Below are 18,430 nucleotides of genomic sequence, written 5' to 3' on the forward strand. Positions count from 1 at the left end.
GCCGTGCAGCGCTTCGGCAACCGGCGCGCCGTGGCGGCGGCGGGATACGCCATCCAGGCCTGCGGGGCGGCCGTGCTGTGGACGGCCGACGGCGGGCAGGCCGGCTTGATGGTGCTGGGCGTGATGCTGGTGGGATCCGGCATCGGCAACGCCACGTCCATACCGCCGCTGATCGCGCAAACCGATTTTGCCCCGCAGGATGTGACCCGCGTGGTGGCCCTGATCGTAGCCATGGCGCAGGGCACATACGCGTTCGCGCCGGCCTGCTTCGGTTTTGTGCAGGTGGCCGCGTGGGCGCAACCGCAAGGCGAGGCCATGTTCTTCGCCGTGGCCATTGCCGTGCAGTTGTTGGCGGCGGCGGTGTTCCTGGCCTACCGGCCGTCGGTGCGGCGGCAGCCGCAAGAGGGGCAGTACGCTTGCCGCCCGGCGTTGCCGCAGGAACCAGATGGCGGGCGGTGTCGGACACACAAGGTGTCCGACACCTGAGTGGCCACGGCGGCCGTGTTCGTTTTTCTATTTGCCGCCTGGCCCGGATCAGCCAGCCTTTGGCAGCCAGTCGGAAATCAGGCCCAGCACGCGTTCGCTTTGCTCGCGGTGCGGCACATGGCCGCAGTTCTCCAGGACGACGGCGCGGCCCCGGGCAAGCTCGGCGATCTTGCGCGGGTGCACCGACGATCCGTATTCATCCTGGTCGCCATGCAGCGCCAGCACCGGGCAGCGCGCCTGCCGCAACTCGGCGTCCAGGTTCCAGTCGGCGAAGTCCGGCGACAGCCAGGTTTCCGTCCAGGCGGACAGTACCCAGGCGGCCTTGCCGCCGTGGTATTTCATCAGGCGTTCCAGTTGCCCGGGCTGCGCGAAACTATGCCTGGCATCGCGAATGCCGGCCAGGGTGCGGTCTTCGGCGTAGGTTTGCGCGGCCACCGTCACCAGGCCCACGCACCGGGAATCGGGCGCGGCGGCGCACACGATGGCCATGCCGCCGCCGACGCTGTGGCCGAGGGCAATGTAGTCCTTCACACCCAGAGATTCCCGCAACTGCCGGAATCCGTCATCTGCTTCGTCGTGCACGAACGACACCGTCAACGCGCCTGGGTGCGGATCGGACTGGCCGAAGCCCAGGCGGTCATAAGCGATGACGGCGCGTCCCGTGGCGCGCGCCAGGTTCTCGGGGAAATCGCGCCACAGCGCCACGCAGCCCAGCGAATCGTGGAACAGCACGATGGGCGGCAGGCTGGCCGGGCTGGGCGGCCCGGAAGCCGCGGGCGTCCAGCGCCGTGCGTACAGGCGGCCCTGATCGGCGGGCACAAGAAAATCTTCGGTCGCGATGTCGTGAGGCATGGCGGGATTTTAGCGACTGGCCCGATGCCTGCCCCAAGGGCCCGGTGCAAGGCGTTTCCCGCGCGCAGTTCCTAAGCGGCTTCCTGTTGTTCGAACTGGGCCTTCAGCATGTCGTAGATGGCAATGGTCAAGGGGCTGATCGTGTCGCCCCGTGTCCATAGCATGTATGTCATGGGAGGCAAGGGCGGCAGGCCGTCGGCCTCGCCCAGCACCCGCATGTCGGCCCCCAGGAACTCCACGCTGCGGGCGGTGACGCCCAGCCCGGCGCGCACGGCCGCCTTGATGCCTACCAGCGTCGGCGCCAGGTAGTTGATGTGCCAGGTCAGGCGCGTCTGCGCCAGGGCATCCAGGGCCAGGCGGCGGAAGATGCTGGGTTCGTCCGCCAGGATCAGCGGCAAGGGTGCGCGCCGGTTGTGGACGTAATCGGCGGCGCATATCCACGCCGTGGGCGAGGTCCGCAGCGCGAAGCCCGTCAGATTGGGGCTGGCGCGGGTGGAAATGGTCAGGTCGATCTCGCCGGAATCCAGCGCTTCCATCAGGAAAGGGCTGCGGTCGACGCGGATTTCCATGCGCACCTTGGGCGCATGCCGGGCGATGTGGGTCAGCACCGGCGGCAGGATCGTGTCGGCCACGTCCAGCGGCGCGCCCAGCTTGATCTGCCCTTCCATCTGGTTGCGCCCGATGCTGCGCAAGGCTTCATCGTTGATGGCCAGCAGCCGCCGCCCGTAATCGGCCAGTTGCTGCCCCTGGGCCGTCAGGATGCGGCGGCGGCCCTTCTTCTGGAACAGCGGGCAGCCCAACTGGTTTTCCAGCCGTTGCATCTGCTGCGTGACGGCCGACTGGGTCTTGAACAAGACTTGGGCGGCCCCCGAGAATGTATTAGTTTTTTCCACGGTTGCCAGGGTGCGGAGCAGGTCCATATCCAGGTTTTGCATAGGGATTTCCCTTGGTTTTCTGCCGGCAGCCGGGGCCGTTTTCATAGGTAAAGAATTAGCGCTGCTTATGGGTTTCTTATAACAATTAATTTGTGAGCCGGGTGGGGCGCACCTATAGTCGTTTCCACTACAGGAGACTGACCAATGACCCAAGCCACTGAAAAGCAGGCCGCTGTCGCCCGCTTCATCGATGTCGCCAAGCAGCAGACCGGCGGCGCCGTCACCCGGGAAAATCTCGACGTCGTGCTGGACGCGCTGGTAAGTATTGCCTCGCGGCCGCAATGGTGGTCGGAAGCCGACTATCCCGCGCCTGAGGGCGACGAGCTGCAGGCCCGCTATCTGATCCACGAAGAGCCCGACAGCACCTATGCGCTGTACCTGAACGTGATGAAACCGGGCAAGAAGATCGTGCCCCACAATCACACCACCTGGGCATGCATTGCGGCGGTGGAAGGCACGGAAAGCAACTACCTGTACGAACGCGCCGAGGGCGGCGCCGAGCCCGGCCCCGCCACGCTGCGCGAAACCGGCATGAAGCTGGTTTCGCCGGGCCAGGGCATCGCCCTGCTGGCCGACGATATCCATGCCGTGCGCATCGAGGACGCCAACATACGGCATTTGCATATGTACGGCCTGGCGCTGGAAAAACTGGACCGGCGCCTGGCCTACGACGTGGAGAACCATACCTGCAAGGTCATGCCGGTGGGCGTGCAGACGCGCCGGAGCGCCTGATGAGCACCCGTTCCACCCGCCTGGCGCGCATGGGCCGGCCCGCCTCGGGGTGGGCCAATACACCCATCGTGAAGGGCAGCACGTATTTGTTCGACAGCCTGGAACACTGGCGCGACGCGCGCCGCCTGCGCGACACGCAGCGGGTATTGTCGTATGGCGCCCGCGGCAATGAGACCCTCCACGCGCTGGAAGACGCCCTTACCGAACTGGAAGGCGGCTTTCGCAGCCAGCTTTTCCCCACCGGCCTGGCCGCGATCGCCGCGACGTTGCTGGCCTGCCTGAAAGCGGGCGACCACGTGCTGATCACCGAGGGGGTTTATGAACCGGTGAAGCGGTTATGCGCGACGCAGTTGGCGAACTACGGCATCAGCCACAGCTACTTCAGCGCGCGCGACCCCCATTGGGAACGCCACCTGCGGCCCGAAACCCGCATGGTGTATGCCGAATCGCCCGGTTCGCTGCTGTACGACATGCTGGACCTGCCGGCCATGGCGCGCGTGTGCCGGCCGCGCGGCATCGTGCTGTGCGCCGACAACACCTGGGGTTCCGGGCTGGCGTACCAGCCGCTGGCCCTGGGCTGCGACATCTCGGTGGTGGCCGCCACCAAGTACCTGGGCGGCCATTCGGATGTGATGATGGGCGCGGTCACCGCCAGCCAGGCGTATTTCGAGGCCATCGAGAACGTCAGTATCAATCTGGGCCAGACAGTTTCGGCCGACGACGCTTTCCTGGTGCTGCGCGGCCTGCGCACGCTGGACCTGAGAATGCAGCGCCACGCACAAAGCGCACTGGAGATCGCGCGCTGGCTGGCCGGGCAGCCCGCCGTCAAGACGGTGTTCCACCCCGCGCTGCCGGGCGACCCCAACCATGATCTGTGGCGCCGCGACGCGCAGGGCGGCAACGGCCTGCTGACCATCGAGTTCGACCCCGGCCTGCCTGGCGCGGCCATCGAGGCCGCGATCGACCGGCTGCAGCTGTTCGGCATCGGCTCGTCGTGGGGCGGCTATGAAAGCCTGGTGCTGCCCGTGGATCCCGCGCGCACGCGCTACGCGGGGCAGGCCGTGGCCCCGGGGTACCTGCTGCGCCTGCACATCGGCCTGGAAGACCCGGCCGATCTCACGCACGATCTGGACACCTTGCTGAAGGCCTTGTCCACCTTATCACCCCAACAAGCGATTGCATGATGACAGAATCCACCCCGCGCTATATCGAGGCGCGTGACCTGAAGGCCTGGATACACGACGCGGCCGAGCTGGCCCTGCTGGACGTGCGCGAACATGGCCAGTTCGGCGAGAACCACTTGTTCTTCGCGGTGCCGCTGCCCTACAGCGAACTGGAACTGCACATTGCGCGCCTGGTGCCGCGCCTGGGCACGCGCACCGTTATCTATGGCGATGCGGACACCGAGGCCGCCGTGCTGGCGGCCGCGCGGGTGCTCGACGGCCTGGGATACCGCCGGGTGCATATTCTGCGGGGCGGCATCCAGGCATGGCGCGAGGCCGGCTACGCCACCTTCGCGGGCGTGAATCTGCCAAGCAAGACATTCGGCGAACTGGCCGAGCATGCTTACGGCACCCCCAGCGTGTCGGCGCCCGAGCTGCACGCCATGCTGAACAACGGCGCCGAGAACGTCGTCGTGCTGGACGGCCGGCCCGTCGCCGAGTACCGCAAGATGAATATCCCGGGTGCGATCTGCTGCCCGAACGGCGAACTGGCGTTGCGCATCGGCGAACTGGCGCCCGATCCGCGTACCAAGATCATCATCAATTGCGCGGGCCGTACCCGCAGCATCATCGGCGCGCAGACACTGATCAACCTGGGCATTCCCAACGAGGTTTACGCGCTGGAGAACGGCACGCAGGGTTGGTACCTGGCCGACCTGCCGCTGGAGCACCAGTCCGGCCGGGTGTACCCGGCGGCCATCGCCGCGCAGGGCCTGGACAAGCCACGCCAGCGGGCTGGCAGCTTGCGCGAGCGCTTCGCGATTCCCGTTGTGGACGCGGCGCGGGTGCGTGCGTGGCTGGACGACGAGGCCCGCAACGTATTCCTGTGCGACGTGCGCACCGAAGAAGAACACCGGCAGGGCGACTTGCCGGCCGCGGTGCAGCATACCCCGGGCGGCCAGCTGATCCAGGCCACCGACCAGTACATAGGCGTGCGCAAGGCGCGCATCGTGCTGTGCGACACCGACGGCATACGCGCTCCGGTGGTGGCCAGCTGGCTCAAGCAGTTGGGCTGGGACGTCAGCCTGCTGCAGGCCCCCGGACAATTGGGCGATGTGTCGCGGATAGCGGTTCCGTCACCCCGGTTGTCGCATGCGAGCAACCTGGCGCCGGCGCGGCTGGCAGCCTTCGTGCAATCCCATCCGGACGCGGCCATCCTGGATGCGCGGCCCAGCGCACAGTTCCGCCAGGGCAGCATCCGGGCCGCGGCCTGGGTCATACGCCCCACGCTGATGCGGCAGTTGGAGAGCCGTCCGACCGGTCCGGTGCTGCTGCTGGGCGACAGCCAGGCCAAGCTGGCCCTGCTGGCAGCGGACCTGGAACAGGCGGGCCGCCGCGATATTTATCTATGTGTAGCCGATGAAGCCGCCCTGGCGGCATCCGGGTTGCCGCTGGCGGCCAATGATGACTTGCCCGACGAGGCATGCATCGATTATCTGTTTTTCGTGCACGACCGCCACGACGGCAACAAGGCGGCCGCGCGCCAGTATCTGGAATGGGAAACCAACCTGGTGTCCCAGATCGACGAGCAGGAACGCAAGACGTTCTCGGTGGGCATCTAGGCCTTTTCCACAGGCCCGGCCCGATTACAGGAGAGAGAGGCATGCAACAAAAATTCGTAAAAATCTTCGCGGCGGGCGCCATTTTCGTGTCGGCGGCCTGGGCTGGGCACGCGGCGGCCGGCCAGCTGGACGATATCAAGGCGCGCGGCACCGTGGTGTGCGGCACGCAGAACGCCAGTTCGCCGTATGGTTACCAGGATCCCGCCACGCGCCAGTATGTCGGCTACGACGTGGATATGTGCAAGGCCATTGCCAGCCAGATGGGCCTGAAGCTGCAGCACAAGCCGGTGTCCACCGAGGCGCGCATCCCCGAAGTGAAGATGGGCCGGGTCGACATGATGGCGGGCGCCGTGGCCTGGCTGCCCAAGCGCGCCGAACAGGTGGATTTCAGCGACCAGTACCTGCAGGGCTACATCAAGGTGCTGGTCGGGGCCGATTCGGGCATCAAGACACTGGCCGATCTGAAGGGCAAGAAGGTGTGCGCGTCGTCGGGGTCCAGTTCGGCCGCCATCGCGCAGCGGGTGCTGGAAGGCGCCAATGTGCTCACCTTCCAGAATATTTCGCAATGCTATGTGGGCCTGCAAAGCGGCAAAGTGGCCGCCATGACGGCGGGCGAACTGGTGCTGCGCCGGTTCCTGAACGATTCGCTCAAGGACGGCAAGCCTGCCGCCTTGCTGGATGAACCCACCTATACCGAGCACATCGGCATCATCGTCAAGCAAGGGGAACCCGAACTGCTGGCGGCCATCAACCAGGCCATCGCATCGCTGGACCAGTCGGGCGAACTGACCAAAATCTACGATAAATGGATGGGGCAGGGGTCCATCTACAAGATGGCGCGCGATTTCAAGGTGGAATCCGCGGCCGCGGCCGCGCAAGCCGACGCGGCGAAGTAATCCGGCAACCCAGCAAAGAGGGCGCGGCCCGCCCTCGATACTTCCATGGATTTTTCTTTTTCTATGCTGTCCGATCCCGAGATCATGGGCATGCTCATGACCGGGGTTTCCATCACCCTGCGGCTTTTCGCCGGCGCGCTGGCGGGCGGCTTTGCGGTTGCCCTGGTGCTGACCGGCATCAACCTGATTCCGTCGCGCATTGTGCGCGCCGTGGTGGCGCTGTATGTGGAATACCACCGCAATGTGCCCACCGTGGTGCAGATCCTGGTGTGGTACTTCGGCATGCCGGAAATCCTGCCCGCCGCCTTGCGCGACTGGATCAACCAGGGCAACACCGAGTTCTCGTTCGCCTTGATCGCGCTGTCGCTGAATGTCAGCGCCTATTACTACGAGGATATCCGTTCGGGCATGCGGGCCATCGCCGCGACGCAGATCGAGGCGGCGCGGTCGATCGGGCTGGGCGCCATGCAGGCGCTGCTGTACGTGGTGTTGCCGCAAGCCGTGCGCTATGCCGTGCCTCCCATCGTGAACCGGTCGATCATTCTGTTCAAGGACACCAGCCTGGCCATGGTAATAGGCGTAACCGACCTGACCTACCAGACCAAGCGCATCGAGAACGCCACCTTCCAGACGTTCCAGATTTTCATGATCGCCACCCTGATCTATTTGTGCATGGCCCTGCTGATCTCGGCGTTGGGCGCCTACCTGGCCCGCAAGTATCCGGCCAGTTTCAAGAGCTGAGCATGGTCGATTTCCTGCATACCTACGGCATGATTTTCCTGGTGGGGTCCTGGCCCAACGGACCCATTGGCGGTTTCGCCGGCACACTCATCCTGGCCGCGCTGGGCCTGGCGGGCGCCTTTCCGTTCGCGCTGCTGATCGGGGTGGCGCGCACCAGCGACCAGCCCTGGGTGAAATGGCTGTCCGGGGCATGGGTGTATACGTTCCGCTCTATTCCGCTGATCATGATCGTGTTCTGGGCGTACTTCCTGCTGCCGGTGCTGATCGGCGTGGAGGTGCCGCCGTTCTCGACCGCGCTGGCGGCGATCATCGTGTATGAATCGGCATTCCTGGCGGAGATCGTGCGCGCGGGCATCCAGTCGCTGCCGGCGGGCCAGGTCGAAGCCGCCAGGGCGGTGGGGCTGGGCTATTGGCAGACGCTGTGGTCGGTGCAGTTGCCCCAAGCGCTGAGCAACATGATTCCATCCTTGCTGAATCAGTTCGTGTCCACCATCAAGGCCACGTCCATCGTCTACATCATAGGCGTACAGGAAGCCGCGTTCTCGGCCCAGCAGATCAACAGCATCGAACTGACCGGCGCGCTGCGCACCTACCTGGTGCTGGCCTTGTTCTATTTTCTGCTTTGCGCCCTGCTGTCGAAGCTGGCCAAGCAGTTGGAAATGCATCTGCACAACAGGCGCCTGGGGCTGGCGGCATAGCCTGTAACGGCAAAGGAGAGACAAGATGATTCAATTCGACAGCGTGAACAAGTGGTACAAGAAATACCATGCGCTGAACAATTTATGCGGCGAGGTCCGCACGGGCGAAGTGCTGGTGGTTTGCGGCCCGTCGGGGTCGGGAAAATCGACCATGATCCGCACCATCAACAAGCTGGAAGACATCCAGAGCGGCACGATACGGGTGCAGGGCGAAAGCATCAGCGGCGACCGTATCGATATCAATCACCTGCGTGCCCGGATCGGATTCGTGTTCCAGCAGTTCAACCTGTTTCCTCACCTGTCGGTAAAGGACAATATCGCGCTGTCGCCGATCAAGGTGGGCGGCATGAGCCGCAAGCAGGCGCATGAGCTGGCCGAAGAGCTGCTGCACAAGGTCGGACTGCAAGACAAGCTGGACGCCATGCCCGCCAATCTGTCAGGCGGGCAGCAGCAGCGTGTGGCGATCGCGCGGGCGCTGGCGCAGAAGCCGCCGCTGATTCTGTTCGACGAGCCCACCAGCGCGCTGGATCCGGAAATGGTGGGCGAAGTGCTGGGTGTCATGAAGAACCTGGCCGCCGACGGCATGACCATGGTGTGCGTCACCCACGAAATGAACTTCGCCCGGGAAGTCGCCGACCGCGTCTGGTTCATGGACCGCGGCGAAATCCTGGAAGACGCCACGCCCGCGGAATTCTTTACGCACCCGTGCCACGAGCGCGCCAGGAAATTCCTGGCCGACATCATTCATTGACGGCAGCTGGTGCGGAATGCCCCGGGGAAGGGCACGGCCGCATCAGGCGCGCGATGCCATCGCGGCGATTTCGGCGTCGCTCTTGCCCAGCACGTCGCGCAGGATCTCGGCCGTGTGCTGGCCCAGTAATGGCGGCGCGTGGCGATACACCACCGGCGAGCCCGAGAACCGCAGCGGGCTGGCCGTGACCGACGCGGGGCCGCCCAGCGGATGCGGAAGTTCGCGCCGCAGCTGGCGCGCCTGCACCTGAGGGTGCGCGAAGGCCTGGGCGATATTGTTGATGGGCCCGCAAGGCACGCCGGCCGCTTCCAGCCTGGCGATCCAGTCGTCGCGCCTGCCCTGTTTCATAATGTCGGTCAGCAGGGCGATGAGTTCCTCGCGGTTGGTGACGCGCAGCCGGTTGGTGGCAAAGCGCGGGTCGTCGCCCAGTTCCGGAACGCCGATGGCCTTGCAGTAGGCGCGGTACTGCGATTCGTTGCCGGTGGCCACGATCAGGTGGCCGTCGCTGGCCGCGAATACCTGGTAGGGCACCACGTTCTGGTGCGCGTTGCCGGCGCGCGTGGGTGCCACGCCCGATGTGAAGTAGTTCGAGTTCTGGTTGGCCAGCATGGCCACATGGCAATCCAGCAAGGCGATGTCCAGGTGCTGTCCCAGCCCGCTGCGATGGCGTTCCTGCAGCGCGGCCAGGATCGCCACGCTGGCATACATGCCGGTGATGATGTCGGTGACCGCCACGCCGGCTTTCTGGGGGCCCCCGCCCGGCAGGTCGTCGCGTTCGCCGGTAATGCTCATCAGGCCGCCCAGGCCCTGGATCATGAAGTCGTAGCCGGGCAATTGCGCGCACGGGCCGTCTTGCCCGAAACCGGTAACCGAGCAATAGATCAGGCGCGGATTTATTTCGCGCAGGCTGGCGTAGTCCAGGCCGTACTTGCGCAGTCCGCCCACCTTGAAGTTTTCCACCAGAATGTCGCAATGCGCGGCCAGTTCGCGGATCAGGGCCGCGCCTTCGGGCGTGGCCATGTCCGCTTCCAGCGAACGCTTGTTGCGGTTGGCGCTAAGGTAGTAGGCGGCTTCGTTGGTGTCCTGGCCCTGGCCGTCTTTCAGGTAGGGAGGACCCCAGTGGCGGGTGTCGTCGCCGGTGCCGGGACGTTCCACCTTGATGACGTCGGCGCCCAGGTCGGCCAGGTTCTGGGTGCACCAGGGGCCGGCCAGGATGCGGCTCAGGTCGAGCACGCGGATGCCCTCGAGGGGCGGGGGTCTGGAATCCATGGGGATGCTGCTCGTTGCGCTAGCGCGCTCAGGAGTTGACCGTGGCGGTACCGTTGCTCATGACCACGACATCGCGTGCCACGGCGCGCACGATGAAATGCAGCGCCTTGCCTTCGCCGCGCCACATGTCGAACTGTAGCGCTTCGCCCGGGTAAACGGGGGAAGAAAACCGGGCGTTCAGGCTGGTGAGCCGGGTGGCGTCGTAATCGCACCAGGTCTTGACGATGGCGTGGGCCGCCATGCCATAGGTACACAGGCCGTGCAAAATGGGCTGCGGATACCCCGCCTGGCGCGCGATCTCCGGGTCGGCATGCAGGGGGTTGCGGTCGGCGTTCAGGCGGTATATCAGGGCCGCGTTGGGCGCCACCGTCAGGGTGCATTGCCGGTCGGGCGCGCGGGTGGGGGCGGGCGGCAGGGGCGCGGGGTTTTCGTCGCCCTGGCCGAAGCCGCCGTCGCCGCGGCAGAAGGTGGAATGCTGCAGCGTGGCCAGGCAGGTGCCGGCCTCGTCGTGCAGCGTGCGTTCGGTAACCACCAGCGCGCCTTTGTCGGCCCCTTTGTCGATGACATGGGTGATGCGGCTCTTGCCGACGACGGTGCCGCCGGCGGGCAGGGGCGCATGCAGCGTCAGGCGCTGTTCGCCATGCACCAGCCGCACCCAGTCGATGCCGGCGCGCGGATCGCTCATCCAGAAGCCGGGGTAGCCCAGCACCGTGGCCATGGTGGGAAAGGCCTGCAGGTTCTGCTCGTACACATAGCGCAGCTGGCCCGGGTCGAGCGGGTCCTGGCCCAGGCCGATGCCCAGCGCGTACAACATGGTGTCTTTGTCGTCGTAGCGGTGGTGCACATCGTCGAAGTGCCAGTTTTTGATGGTGTCGTAGTTCAAGGGCATGGCAGGCCTCAGATGGGGTCCCAGTCGATGACGTCGGGCGAGCGTTCCAGCGCGTAGAACTGCTTGCGCATGGCGGGAATGGCGATCTCGCCGATGAGTTCGGGCGTCCAGCCTTCGCTGTAGTGCACGCTGCGGATCGGGCGCGGCTGGCTCATCAGCATGATCTCGTTGGCGCGCACCGCGAAAATCTGGGCATTGACCTCGCTGGCGGCGTCGCTGGCCAGGTACACGGCCAGGGGCGCAACCTTGCCGGCTTCCATTTTCTTCAGTTTTTCGACGCGCGCTTTCTCGGCTTCGGTTTCGGCCGGGATGGAGCTGGTCATGCGGCTCCAGGCGAAGGGCGCGATGCAGTTCGAGCGCACGTGGTAGCGCGCCATGTCCAGGGCGATGGACTTGGACAGCGCGGCGATGCCCAGCTTGGCGGCCGCGTAGTTGGCCTGGCCGAAGTTGCCGATCAGGCCCGACGTGGACGTCATGTGCACGAAGGCGCCCGATTCCTGCTCGCGGAAGTACGGGGCGGCCGCGCGGCTCATGTAGAACGTGCCGTTCAGGTGCACGTCGAGCACCTGGCGCCATTCTTCTTCGCTCATCTTGTGGAACACGCGGTCGCGCAGGTTGCCCGCGTTGTTGACCACGGCGTCGATGCGGCCGAAGGTATCGACGGCCGTTTTGATGATGTTGCTGGCGCCTTCGTAGCTGGCCACGCTGTCGGTGTTGGGGCATGCCTGGCCGCCGGCGGCCAGGATTTCCTGCACCACCGACTGGGCCGGGCCGTCGCCGCCGCCTTCGCCCTGCAGCGAGACGCCGATGTCGTTGACCACTACCTTGGCGCCCGCCGCCGCCATGGCCAGCGCCACGCCGCGCCCGATGCCGCCGCCGGCGCCCGTTACAACGACTACCTTCCCTTCAACTATGCCGCTCATGGGTCATTCCTCCTATGGGGCGCATGCCCCGACTCTCTGCATGGTAGATTTCAGGGCAGGGCAGCGGAATTCAAAATTAAAGACACCCCCCTTTTGTGTGGCGGAACATGAGACACGACCTGACCGACCTGCGTTTATTCGTGAACGTGGGCGAAACCCTGAACCTGACGCGCGCGGCTGAACGCACTTTCCTGTCGCTGCCGGCCGCCAGCGCCCGCGTCAAGAACATGGAAGAGGGTTTCAAGGCGCGCCTGCTGGTGCGCCAGGCCACGGGCGTGTCGCTGACGCCAGCGGGCGAAGTGCTGCTGAAGCACGCGCACGCGGTGTTCCGCCAGCTGGAATGCCTGAACGCCGACCTGCAGCCCTACGCCAGCGGCATCAAGGGGCGCCTGCGGCTGCTGGCCAATACCACCGCCACCAATTCGTTCCTGGCCGACGCCATGTCCACTTTCCTGGCCGAGAATCCCGACGTGGACATCGAGCTGGAAGAGAAAATCTCCGGCGATATCGTGCTGGCCATCCGCGCCGGCACGGCCGACCTGGGCATCGTGGCCGGCAATATCGATGTGGACGGCCTGGACGTGATGCCGCTGTTCCGCGACGAACTGGCCATTGTCACCGCGCTGGGCCATCCCCTGGCGCAGCTGGATTCGGTGCGCTTCGTGGACGTGATCGACGCCTACCAGTTCGTGGGCATCCATCCCAACAGCGCCATCCAGACCTTCCTGGAAGACATCGCGTCCGGGCTGGGCAAGCGCCTGTGCCAGCGCGTGCACGTGGGCAGCTTCGAGGCGGTGTGCCGCATGGTCGAGGCGGGCGCCGGCATTGCCGTGGTGCCGCGCGCCTGCGCGGCGCGCTACAGCCGGCCGCAGGCCCTGCATGTGCTGCGCCTGGAAGATGCCTGGGCGCAGCGCGACCGCCTGCTGTGCCGCCAGCGCGGGCGGGACTTGCCCAAATTCGTGGAGTCGTTCATCGAACACGTGCAGGCCGCCGCGAAGGCGGCGTAGAAAAATAGGGGCGGGAACCGGCCCGCTGAACAGGGGCTTCGGCAAAAAAGAATCGGCAAGCGCGCCCGGATGCGCGAATAATAGGCCCACCGCGGCGGGCTGCACGCCCGCTGCGCGCCGACAAGAAAACCGGAGACACTCCTATGCATGACACGCAACGCCGCCGCCTGCTGGCGGGGCTGGGGGCTGCCTGCGCGGCCGCCACTCTCCCATTCCAGGCACGCGCAGCAGGCTGGCCGGACCGGCCCGTCAATTTCATCGTGCCATTCCCGCCGGGCGGGCCGGTGGATACCACCGCCCGCTTCACTACCCAGCCGCTGGGTGAAATGTGGAAAACCCCGGTGGTGGTGGACAACAAGGCGGGGGCCGGCGGCATCGTGGGGGCCCAGGCGGCCGCCAAATCGCCCGCCGATGGCTACCATTATTTCTTCGCATCCATCCACCACGCGGTGCTGCCCAGCCTGCGCGGCAACCTCAGCTACGACATCACCACGGATTTCGTGCCGGTGGGCATGGCGGCGGTATTTCCCATCGTGCTGGTGGTGCACGAATCGCTGCCCGTGAAATCCGTAGGCGAACTGATCGCCTATGCCAAGCAGAACCCGGGGAAATTGTCGTTCGGTTCATCGGGCACGGGCGGGGGCACCCACCTGGCGGGCGAACTGTTCAACAGCATGACGGGCACCCGCATCCAGCACGTGCCCTACCGCGGCAGCGCGCCGGCCATGCAGGATTTGCTGGGCGGCCAGGTGCAGGTCATGTTCGCCGATGGCCCCTCGGCCATGCCGCACCTGAAGGGCGGCAAGATCCGTCCGCTGGGCGTGGGCAACCCCGAACCTTCGGCCCTGTTTCCGGGCATCCCCACGATTTCTGCTTCCGGCGTGCCGGGCTACGAGGCCTATTCCTGGAGCGGCATGGTGACCCCGGCGGGCACGCCCGCCGACGTGGTCAAGCGCGTGAACGCGGACATGGTCCAGGCCCTGGGCAACCCCGCCACCGCCAAGAGCATGCTGGCCGCCGGCGCCGAACCGAAGCCCGGCAGCCCCGAAGAATTCGGCGCCTTCCTGAAGGCCGAGATCGCCAAATGGGGCAAAGTGATCAAGGCCGCGGGCATCAAGCTGGAATGAGGCGTGCCTGCAGGGTGGGGCGGTGTCCGGCACCCTGGCGGGAGCCAGACACCCATGCCGCTACCTTGAGGTGAAAGAAAGTACGTCCCGGTGTTTGGCTCCGGAGGTGAAAGTGAAAGTATGGCCGGGTGTCCGGCTCCGGAGGTGCCGGACACCGTTGCGCGTCGCGGCGATCTCAGTAGGACGGTGTCCGGCACCCTGGCGGGAGCCAGACACCCGTGGATAGCCGTCAACACAGCGCACTTTCCAGAAAAGCGCAATACGCCTTTCTGCGAGCGGCTTCATCTTGCCCCATTTCCAGGTACAACGGATGCAGCACCAGCTTGCATCGCGGCACCACACCAATACGCTCACGATGGCTTGACCAAGGATATGCATCCGCCGAGCGTACCAGTCTTGCCCGTACGGGATTCAGCTCTATGTACCGGCAGCATTCCAGAAAATACCTGTCCTGGTCGATTACCCAGCATTTGAACCGAGTTTCCCAGATTGTGCCCATGGTTTGCTTGCGTGCGTTGAATCGGCGTGTGGCTCCGCGTGCCACGTGTTTCATCAGGGTAGAGATCGTGCTGGGGTCATCCCCCGGCGTCAGCAGTAGATGCACATGATTCGGCATCAGGCACCAGGCATGTAATGCGATATTCAACTGCAGTGCGTAGTCGTGCATTTCTGCCAGGTAGGCACGGTACTCGCTGGCGTACTCAAAGACGACTTGTCGGCGATGGCCGCGCTGAATGATGTGGTGAGGCTGGTGGGCGATAAGAATACGGGGCGAACGCGGCATGCTTGCAGGGATGAGTGGCGACCAGTGCCGACGATATACCGCGCGCCACTGGTGCGTGCGATTCAAGCAGCGCTTTTGTCCCGGCTGGAAACACGTAGCGTCAGGTGTCCGGCACCCTGGCGGGAGCCAGACACCCTAGCCAGTCGGACGGTGCCAGACGCCCGGCCAGGGTAGTGCGGACATTTCCTCAGCCCCGCAGCAACTGTCCCCTGGCTTCTTCGTATTCCCGTGCCAGCTGCTCGACCAGGGCCTGGGTCGACAGCAGTTCCTGCGTGGCGCCCACTCCCTGGCCGGCGCTCCATACTTCTTTCCAGGCCTTGGGCCGGCTGCGCTTGTCCAGGTTTACCGGGTTGGCGTCCATGCGATCCAGCAGGGCCGGATCCAGCCCCGCCGCGGCGATGCTGGGGATCAGGTAATTGGCCGGCACTCCCGAAAAGAAAGGCGTGTACATCACATCGTCCACGCCCGCCTGCAGCACCATTTCGCGATACCGGTCGGGAGCCAGCGATTCGTGGGTGGCGATGAAGCGCGTGCCCATGTAGGCGAAATCGCAGCCCAGGGCCTGCGCCGCCAGCACGTCCTTGCCGTGGCTGATGCAGCCCGACAGCGCCAGCGGGCCGTCGTAGAACGCGCGGATCTCGTTGACCAGCGCGATGGGGTTGATGGCCCCCGCATGGCCGCCCGCGCCGGCCGCCACCAGGATCAACCCGTCTACGCCTGCCTCCAGCGCGCGCCGCGCGTGCCTGACATTGGTGACATCGTGGAATACCAGGCCGCCATAAGGGCGCACCGCCTGCACCACGGCGTCGGGAGCGTGCAGCGATGTCACGATCAACGGTACGCGGTGTTCCACACAGATGGCCAGGTCGCCCTGCCAGCGTTCGTTGGTGGGGTGCACGATCAGGTTCACGCCGTAGGGCGCCACGATGGCGCCCGGATGGGCCTGCCGATGCGCCGCCAGGCCGTCTTCGATGCGCGTCAGCCAATCGTGCAGGGCTTCCTGCGGCCGCGCGTTCAGCGACGGAAAGGTGCCGATGATGCCCGCCGCGCACTGGGCAATGACCAGGTCGGGGCCCGACACCAGGAACATGGGCGCGCCGATGACCGGCAGGCGGGTGGTGGAGCGCAGGAATTGCATGACGGGCATCGGCGGGTGCTCCGGTTAGTTGGTCTGGATATTGGCCGACTTGATCACGTCGGCCCACATGGCGTATTCGCGTTCGATGCGCGCCTGCACGGCTTTGCCGTCGCCGTCGTCGACGGTATAGCCGCCTTCGACCATGGCCTTGCGGAAGGCCGGGTCTTTCGACACTTCCGACAGTGCCTGGGCCAGCCGCGTCCTGACGGCATCGGGCAGCTTGGGCGGAGCCATCAGCGCATACCAGCCGACCACTTCGTAGTCTTTCAGGCCGGCCTCGATCATGGTGGGCACGTCGGGCAGTTCCGGGTTGCGCGTGCGCGAGGTAACCGCCAGGGCGCGCGCCTTGCCGCTCTTGACGAAGGGAATGGCCGTGCTGGTGATGTCGAACATGAAGGTGATCTTGCCGCTGACCACGTCCATCATGGCGGGGGAATTGCCGCGATAGGGCACGTGCAGCATGGGCGCGTCGGCCTGCTGTTTCAGCAGCTCGGCCGACAAGTGGTTGGAGGCCCCCACGCCGGCCGACCCGAACGTGACCGCGTCGGGATTCTTCTTGGCATAGGCGATCAGTTCGCTGACGCTCTTGGCGGGAATTTGCGGGCCGATCAGCAGCACGTTGGTGTAGTCCACCACCATGCCGATGGGCGTGAAGTCTTTGCGCGGGTCGAACAGCTTGCTGTTCTGCACCAGCGGGGAAATCGTCAGCGAGGGGCTGGCGGCGAAGCCCAGCAGATAGCCGTCGGGGGCTGCCTTGGCGGTGGCGTCGGATGCGATCATGCCGCTGGCGCCGGCGCGGTTTTCCACCACCACGGGCTGGCCCAGCTTGTCGCCCAGGTACTTGGCGAACACGCGCGCGGTGGTGTCCACCGGGCCGCCGGGGGCGTAGCCCACCAGCAGCCGCAGCGGGCGGTCAGGAAAGTCGGCAGCCTGGGCGGCGCCACCGGCGGCGCATAGCGCGGCGGCCAGCGCGCAGGCGCGCAACAGCGATGGTGTTTTCATGGGTGTCTCCTGGTTATGGATATTTGTTGGTGTGGGCGGGATGCATGGGGCATGCTTCAGGCCAGCCGTTCCCGCAACGGCTGTTTCAGGATCTTGCCGCTGACCGTGGTGGGCAGCGCGTCGATGGGAACAATGCGCGCCGGCCGCTTGTAAGGCGCCAATTGGCCGCGCAGGTGCGTCATCAGGGCATCGGCATCCACCGTCGTGCCCGGCTGGGCCTCGATGAATGCCACCACTTCCTCGTTCTGGTCGGCTTCCAGGCGGCCCACCACGGCCGACAGCCGCACTCCCGGAAAAGCATTGATGACGGCCTCGACTTCGGCCGGGTATACGTTGAAGCCGGACCGGATGATCAGGTCTTTCGAGCGGCCGGCGATGAACAGGGCGCCCTGTTCATCCACATGGCCGATGTCGCCCGTGTTCAGCCAGCCACCCTCCAGCAGGGCCTGGGCGGTCTGGGCGGGATTGCGGTAGTAGCCCAGCATGACGCCCGGGCCGCGCACCAGGATGTCGCCGCGTTCGCCGGGCCGGGGCGGCCCGGCATCGGGCGAGCCCAGGCGCAGTTCCACGCCCTCGACGGCCTGGCCCGTGGCGCAATCGGCGCGGGGCGAATCGATATCGGTCACGAACAGGGAACCCGCATACTCGGTGATGCCGTAGCCATGGTGCAGGGGCAGGCCGAAGTAGCGTTCCGTGTCGCGCTTGAGCGTGGGGTCCAGTGCGGCGCCGCCGGTGTACACATAGCGTAGCCGCGGGGCGGCGGGGGGCTGCGCGGGGGCGGCCGCCAGCAGGCGGGTGAACATGGTGGGCACGCCCTGCAGAATGCTGATGCCGGGCGATTGCAGCGCGCGCAGCACGTCCTGCGGATCGTAGCGGCTGCGCAGCACCAGGCTGGCGCCGGCATGCACGGTGGCCATCAGCACGGTGGCGATGCCGAAAATGTGCGACAGCGGCAGCGCCGCATAGCCGATGTCGCCGGGCACCAGGCGGCGCGATGCCGCCGAAATGCGCGCGAAATGCAGTAGGCCGCGGTGCGGCACCATGACGCCCTTGGGGGCGCCGGTGGTGCCCGATGTATAGATCACGGTGGCCACCTGGCCCGCCAGGTGGCCGGTTTCCGCCGTGGCGGGCCTGCCGGCAAGGGCATGGTGGTTGCCCGCGCCCCAGGTGCCGGCATCCGTCTCGCTTGCGCCTGCCTCCTGCGCATGGCCGGCCGCGGCGGGGGACACGCGGCTGGTGTACAGCGTCAGCGCGGGCCGGGCATGGTCCAGGATGACGCCGACCTCGCGCCGGCTCAGGCGCGCGTTCAGGCCCACTGGCCAGGCGCCCAGCAGGCTGCAGGCGAACAGCGCCTGGATCATCTCGGGACAGGTTTCGCCCACCACGGCCACGCGGGCGCCCCGGCGCACGCCCCG

At 66.0% G+C, this 18,430-nt stretch carries 18 protein-coding genes and 1 pseudogene; 10 read left to right on the forward strand and 9 right to left on the reverse strand.

The window, feature by feature from the left end:
* A pseudogene (locus LPZ50_RS09485) lies at window positions 1–486 on the forward strand (hypothetical protein); the annotation flags it as partial.
* A gap of 48 nt (window positions 487–534) precedes the next feature.
* Here LPZ50_RS09485 and LPZ50_RS09490 read toward each other — a convergent pair.
* Complete coding sequence (locus tag LPZ50_RS09490; RefSeq protein ID WP_230660487.1) at window positions 535–1,338, reverse strand: alpha/beta fold hydrolase; 804 nt, start codon at window positions 1,336–1,338, stop codon at window positions 535–537.
* Window positions 1,339–1,409: 71 nt separating this feature from the next.
* A complete protein-coding gene (locus LPZ50_RS09495) occupies window positions 1,410–2,273 on the reverse strand; it encodes a LysR substrate-binding domain-containing protein (protein WP_230660490.1) in 864 nt (287 codons plus the stop codon).
* Between the two features lie 144 nt (window positions 2,274–2,417).
* Here LPZ50_RS09495 and LPZ50_RS09500 point away from each other — a divergent pair, with 144 nt between their 5' ends.
* The 7 genes from LPZ50_RS09500 to LPZ50_RS09530 are packed head-to-tail and all read left to right on the forward strand — an operon-like array spanning window position 2,418 to window position 8,876.
* Window positions 2,418–3,005, forward strand: coding sequence for a hypothetical protein (locus LPZ50_RS09500; protein ID WP_230660492.1), 588 nt, complete (start codon window positions 2,418–2,420; stop codon window positions 3,003–3,005).
* The gene (gene metC / locus LPZ50_RS09505; RefSeq protein ID WP_230660496.1) at window positions 3,005–4,189 is read left to right on the forward strand and encodes a cystathionine beta-lyase; all 1,185 of its coding nucleotides are present in this window, start codon (window positions 3,005–3,007) and stop codon (window positions 4,187–4,189) included. Before LPZ50_RS09500 ends, metC begins: the two co-directional genes overlap by 1 nt.
* Window positions 4,186–5,790, forward strand: coding sequence for a rhodanese-like domain-containing protein (locus tag LPZ50_RS09510; RefSeq protein ID WP_230660499.1), 1,605 nt, complete (start codon window positions 4,186–4,188; stop codon window positions 5,788–5,790). Before metC ends, LPZ50_RS09510 begins: the two co-directional genes overlap by 4 nt.
* A 41-nt stretch (window positions 5,791–5,831) precedes the next feature.
* Window positions 5,832–6,686, forward strand: coding sequence for an ABC transporter substrate-binding protein (locus LPZ50_RS09515; protein WP_230660502.1), 855 nt, complete (start codon window positions 5,832–5,834; stop codon window positions 6,684–6,686).
* A gap of 45 nt (window positions 6,687–6,731) precedes the next feature.
* Window positions 6,732–7,427 carry an amino acid ABC transporter permease gene (locus LPZ50_RS09520; protein ID WP_230660505.1) on the forward strand — a complete coding sequence of 232 codons (696 nt, stop codon included), beginning with the start codon at window positions 6,732–6,734 and terminating at the stop codon, window positions 7,425–7,427.
* Window positions 7,428–7,429: 2 nt separating this feature from the next.
* Window positions 7,430–8,125, forward strand: coding sequence for an amino acid ABC transporter permease (locus LPZ50_RS09525; protein ID WP_230660508.1), 696 nt, complete (start codon window positions 7,430–7,432; stop codon window positions 8,123–8,125).
* Window positions 8,126–8,150: 25 nt separating this feature from the next.
* Window positions 8,151–8,876: an amino acid ABC transporter ATP-binding protein gene (locus tag LPZ50_RS09530; RefSeq protein WP_230660511.1), complete on the forward strand. Its 726-nt coding sequence runs from the start codon at window positions 8,151–8,153 to the stop codon at window positions 8,874–8,876.
* A gap of 42 nt (window positions 8,877–8,918) precedes the next feature.
* On the opposite strand, the gene LPZ50_RS09535 is transcribed toward LPZ50_RS09530, so the two are convergent.
* The 3 genes from LPZ50_RS09535 to LPZ50_RS09545 are packed head-to-tail and all read right to left on the reverse strand — an operon-like array spanning window position 8,919 to window position 11,957.
* Entirely contained in the window at window positions 8,919–10,145 is a 1,227-nt protein-coding gene (locus LPZ50_RS09535) for a CaiB/BaiF CoA transferase family protein (protein WP_230660514.1), read from the reverse strand.
* Between the two features lie 28 nt (window positions 10,146–10,173).
* On the reverse strand, window positions 10,174–11,034 hold the full coding sequence (locus LPZ50_RS09540) for a MaoC/PaaZ C-terminal domain-containing protein (RefSeq protein WP_230660517.1): 861 nt from the start codon (window positions 11,032–11,034) through the stop codon (window positions 10,174–10,176).
* Between the two features lie 8 nt (window positions 11,035–11,042).
* Window positions 11,043–11,957, reverse strand: coding sequence for an SDR family NAD(P)-dependent oxidoreductase (locus LPZ50_RS09545; RefSeq protein WP_230660520.1), 915 nt, complete (start codon window positions 11,955–11,957; stop codon window positions 11,043–11,045).
* Window positions 11,958–12,064: 107 nt separating this feature from the next.
* Here LPZ50_RS09545 and LPZ50_RS09550 point away from each other — a divergent pair, with 107 nt between their 5' ends.
* On the forward strand, window positions 12,065–12,964 hold the full coding sequence (locus LPZ50_RS09550; protein ID WP_230660523.1) for a LysR substrate-binding domain-containing protein: 900 nt from the start codon (window positions 12,065–12,067) through the stop codon (window positions 12,962–12,964).
* Window positions 12,965–13,107: 143 nt separating this feature from the next.
* Window positions 13,108–14,091, forward strand: coding sequence for a Bug family tripartite tricarboxylate transporter substrate binding protein (locus LPZ50_RS09555; protein ID WP_230660525.1), 984 nt, complete (start codon window positions 13,108–13,110; stop codon window positions 14,089–14,091).
* A gap of 229 nt (window positions 14,092–14,320) precedes the next feature.
* Here the strand turns inward: LPZ50_RS09555 and LPZ50_RS09560 are convergent, their stop codons facing one another.
* From LPZ50_RS09560 to LPZ50_RS09575, 4 genes are all read right to left on the reverse strand, one after another.
* Window positions 14,321–14,875: an REP-associated tyrosine transposase gene (locus LPZ50_RS09560; protein WP_230660527.1), complete on the reverse strand. Its 555-nt coding sequence runs from the start codon at window positions 14,873–14,875 to the stop codon at window positions 14,321–14,323.
* A 187-nt stretch (window positions 14,876–15,062) separates the two neighbouring features.
* Window positions 15,063–16,022 (reverse strand): NAD(P)H-dependent flavin oxidoreductase, encoded by a 960-nt coding sequence (locus tag LPZ50_RS09565; protein ID WP_230660530.1) that lies wholly within the window; start codon window positions 16,020–16,022, stop codon window positions 15,063–15,065.
* Between the two features lie 15 nt (window positions 16,023–16,037).
* Window positions 16,038–17,015 (reverse strand): Bug family tripartite tricarboxylate transporter substrate binding protein, encoded by a 978-nt coding sequence (locus tag LPZ50_RS09570; RefSeq protein ID WP_230660533.1) that lies wholly within the window; start codon window positions 17,013–17,015, stop codon window positions 16,038–16,040.
* Window positions 17,016–17,071: 56 nt separating this feature from the next.
* A partial coding sequence (locus LPZ50_RS09575) for a class I adenylate-forming enzyme family protein (RefSeq protein ID WP_230660536.1) occupies window positions 17,072–18,430 on the reverse strand: 1,359 nt, incomplete at its 5' end.

Origin of the sequence: Bordetella petrii (assembly GCF_020991325.1) — a bacterium.
Taxonomy (GTDB): domain Bacteria; phylum Pseudomonadota; class Gammaproteobacteria; order Burkholderiales; family Burkholderiaceae_B; genus Bordetella_A; species Bordetella_A petrii_E.

What these genes read in the sequence shown, in the direction of transcription:
- LPZ50_RS09490 (WP_230660487.1), bottom strand. Translation starts at nt 1,338, where the DNA reads ATGCCTCACGACATCGCGACCGAAGATTTTCTTGTGCCCGCCGATCAG.
- LPZ50_RS09495 (WP_230660490.1), bottom strand. Translation starts at nt 2,273, where the DNA reads ATGCAAAACCTGGATATGGACCTGCTCCGCACCCTGGCAACCGTGGAA.
- LPZ50_RS09500 (WP_230660492.1), top strand. Translation starts at nt 2,418, where the DNA reads ATGACCCAAGCCACTGAAAAGCAGGCCGCTGTCGCCCGCTTCATCGAT.
- metC (WP_230660496.1), top strand. Translation starts at nt 3,005, where the DNA reads ATGAGCACCCGTTCCACCCGCCTGGCGCGCATGGGCCGGCCCGCCTCG.
- LPZ50_RS09510 (WP_230660499.1), top strand. Translation starts at nt 4,186, where the DNA reads ATGATGACAGAATCCACCCCGCGCTATATCGAGGCGCGTGACCTGAAG.
- LPZ50_RS09515 (WP_230660502.1), top strand. Translation starts at nt 5,832, where the DNA reads ATGCAACAAAAATTCGTAAAAATCTTCGCGGCGGGCGCCATTTTCGTG.
- LPZ50_RS09520 (WP_230660505.1), top strand. Translation starts at nt 6,732, where the DNA reads ATGGATTTTTCTTTTTCTATGCTGTCCGATCCCGAGATCATGGGCATG.
- LPZ50_RS09525 (WP_230660508.1), top strand. Translation starts at nt 7,430, where the DNA reads ATGGTCGATTTCCTGCATACCTACGGCATGATTTTCCTGGTGGGGTCC.
- LPZ50_RS09530 (WP_230660511.1), top strand. Translation starts at nt 8,151, where the DNA reads ATGATTCAATTCGACAGCGTGAACAAGTGGTACAAGAAATACCATGCG.
- LPZ50_RS09535 (WP_230660514.1), bottom strand. Translation starts at nt 10,145, where the DNA reads ATGGATTCCAGACCCCCGCCCCTCGAGGGCATCCGCGTGCTCGACCTG.
- LPZ50_RS09540 (WP_230660517.1), bottom strand. Translation starts at nt 11,034, where the DNA reads ATGCCCTTGAACTACGACACCATCAAAAACTGGCACTTCGACGATGTG.
- LPZ50_RS09545 (WP_230660520.1), bottom strand. Translation starts at nt 11,957, where the DNA reads ATGAGCGGCATAGTTGAAGGGAAGGTAGTCGTTGTAACGGGCGCCGGC.
- LPZ50_RS09550 (WP_230660523.1), top strand. Translation starts at nt 12,065, where the DNA reads ATGAGACACGACCTGACCGACCTGCGTTTATTCGTGAACGTGGGCGAA.
- LPZ50_RS09555 (WP_230660525.1), top strand. Translation starts at nt 13,108, where the DNA reads ATGCATGACACGCAACGCCGCCGCCTGCTGGCGGGGCTGGGGGCTGCC.
- LPZ50_RS09560 (WP_230660527.1), bottom strand. Translation starts at nt 14,875, where the DNA reads ATGCCGCGTTCGCCCCGTATTCTTATCGCCCACCAGCCTCACCACATC.
- LPZ50_RS09565 (WP_230660530.1), bottom strand. Translation starts at nt 16,022, where the DNA reads ATGCCCGTCATGCAATTCCTGCGCTCCACCACCCGCCTGCCGGTCATC.
- LPZ50_RS09570 (WP_230660533.1), bottom strand. Translation starts at nt 17,015, where the DNA reads ATGAAAACACCATCGCTGTTGCGCGCCTGCGCGCTGGCCGCCGCGCTA.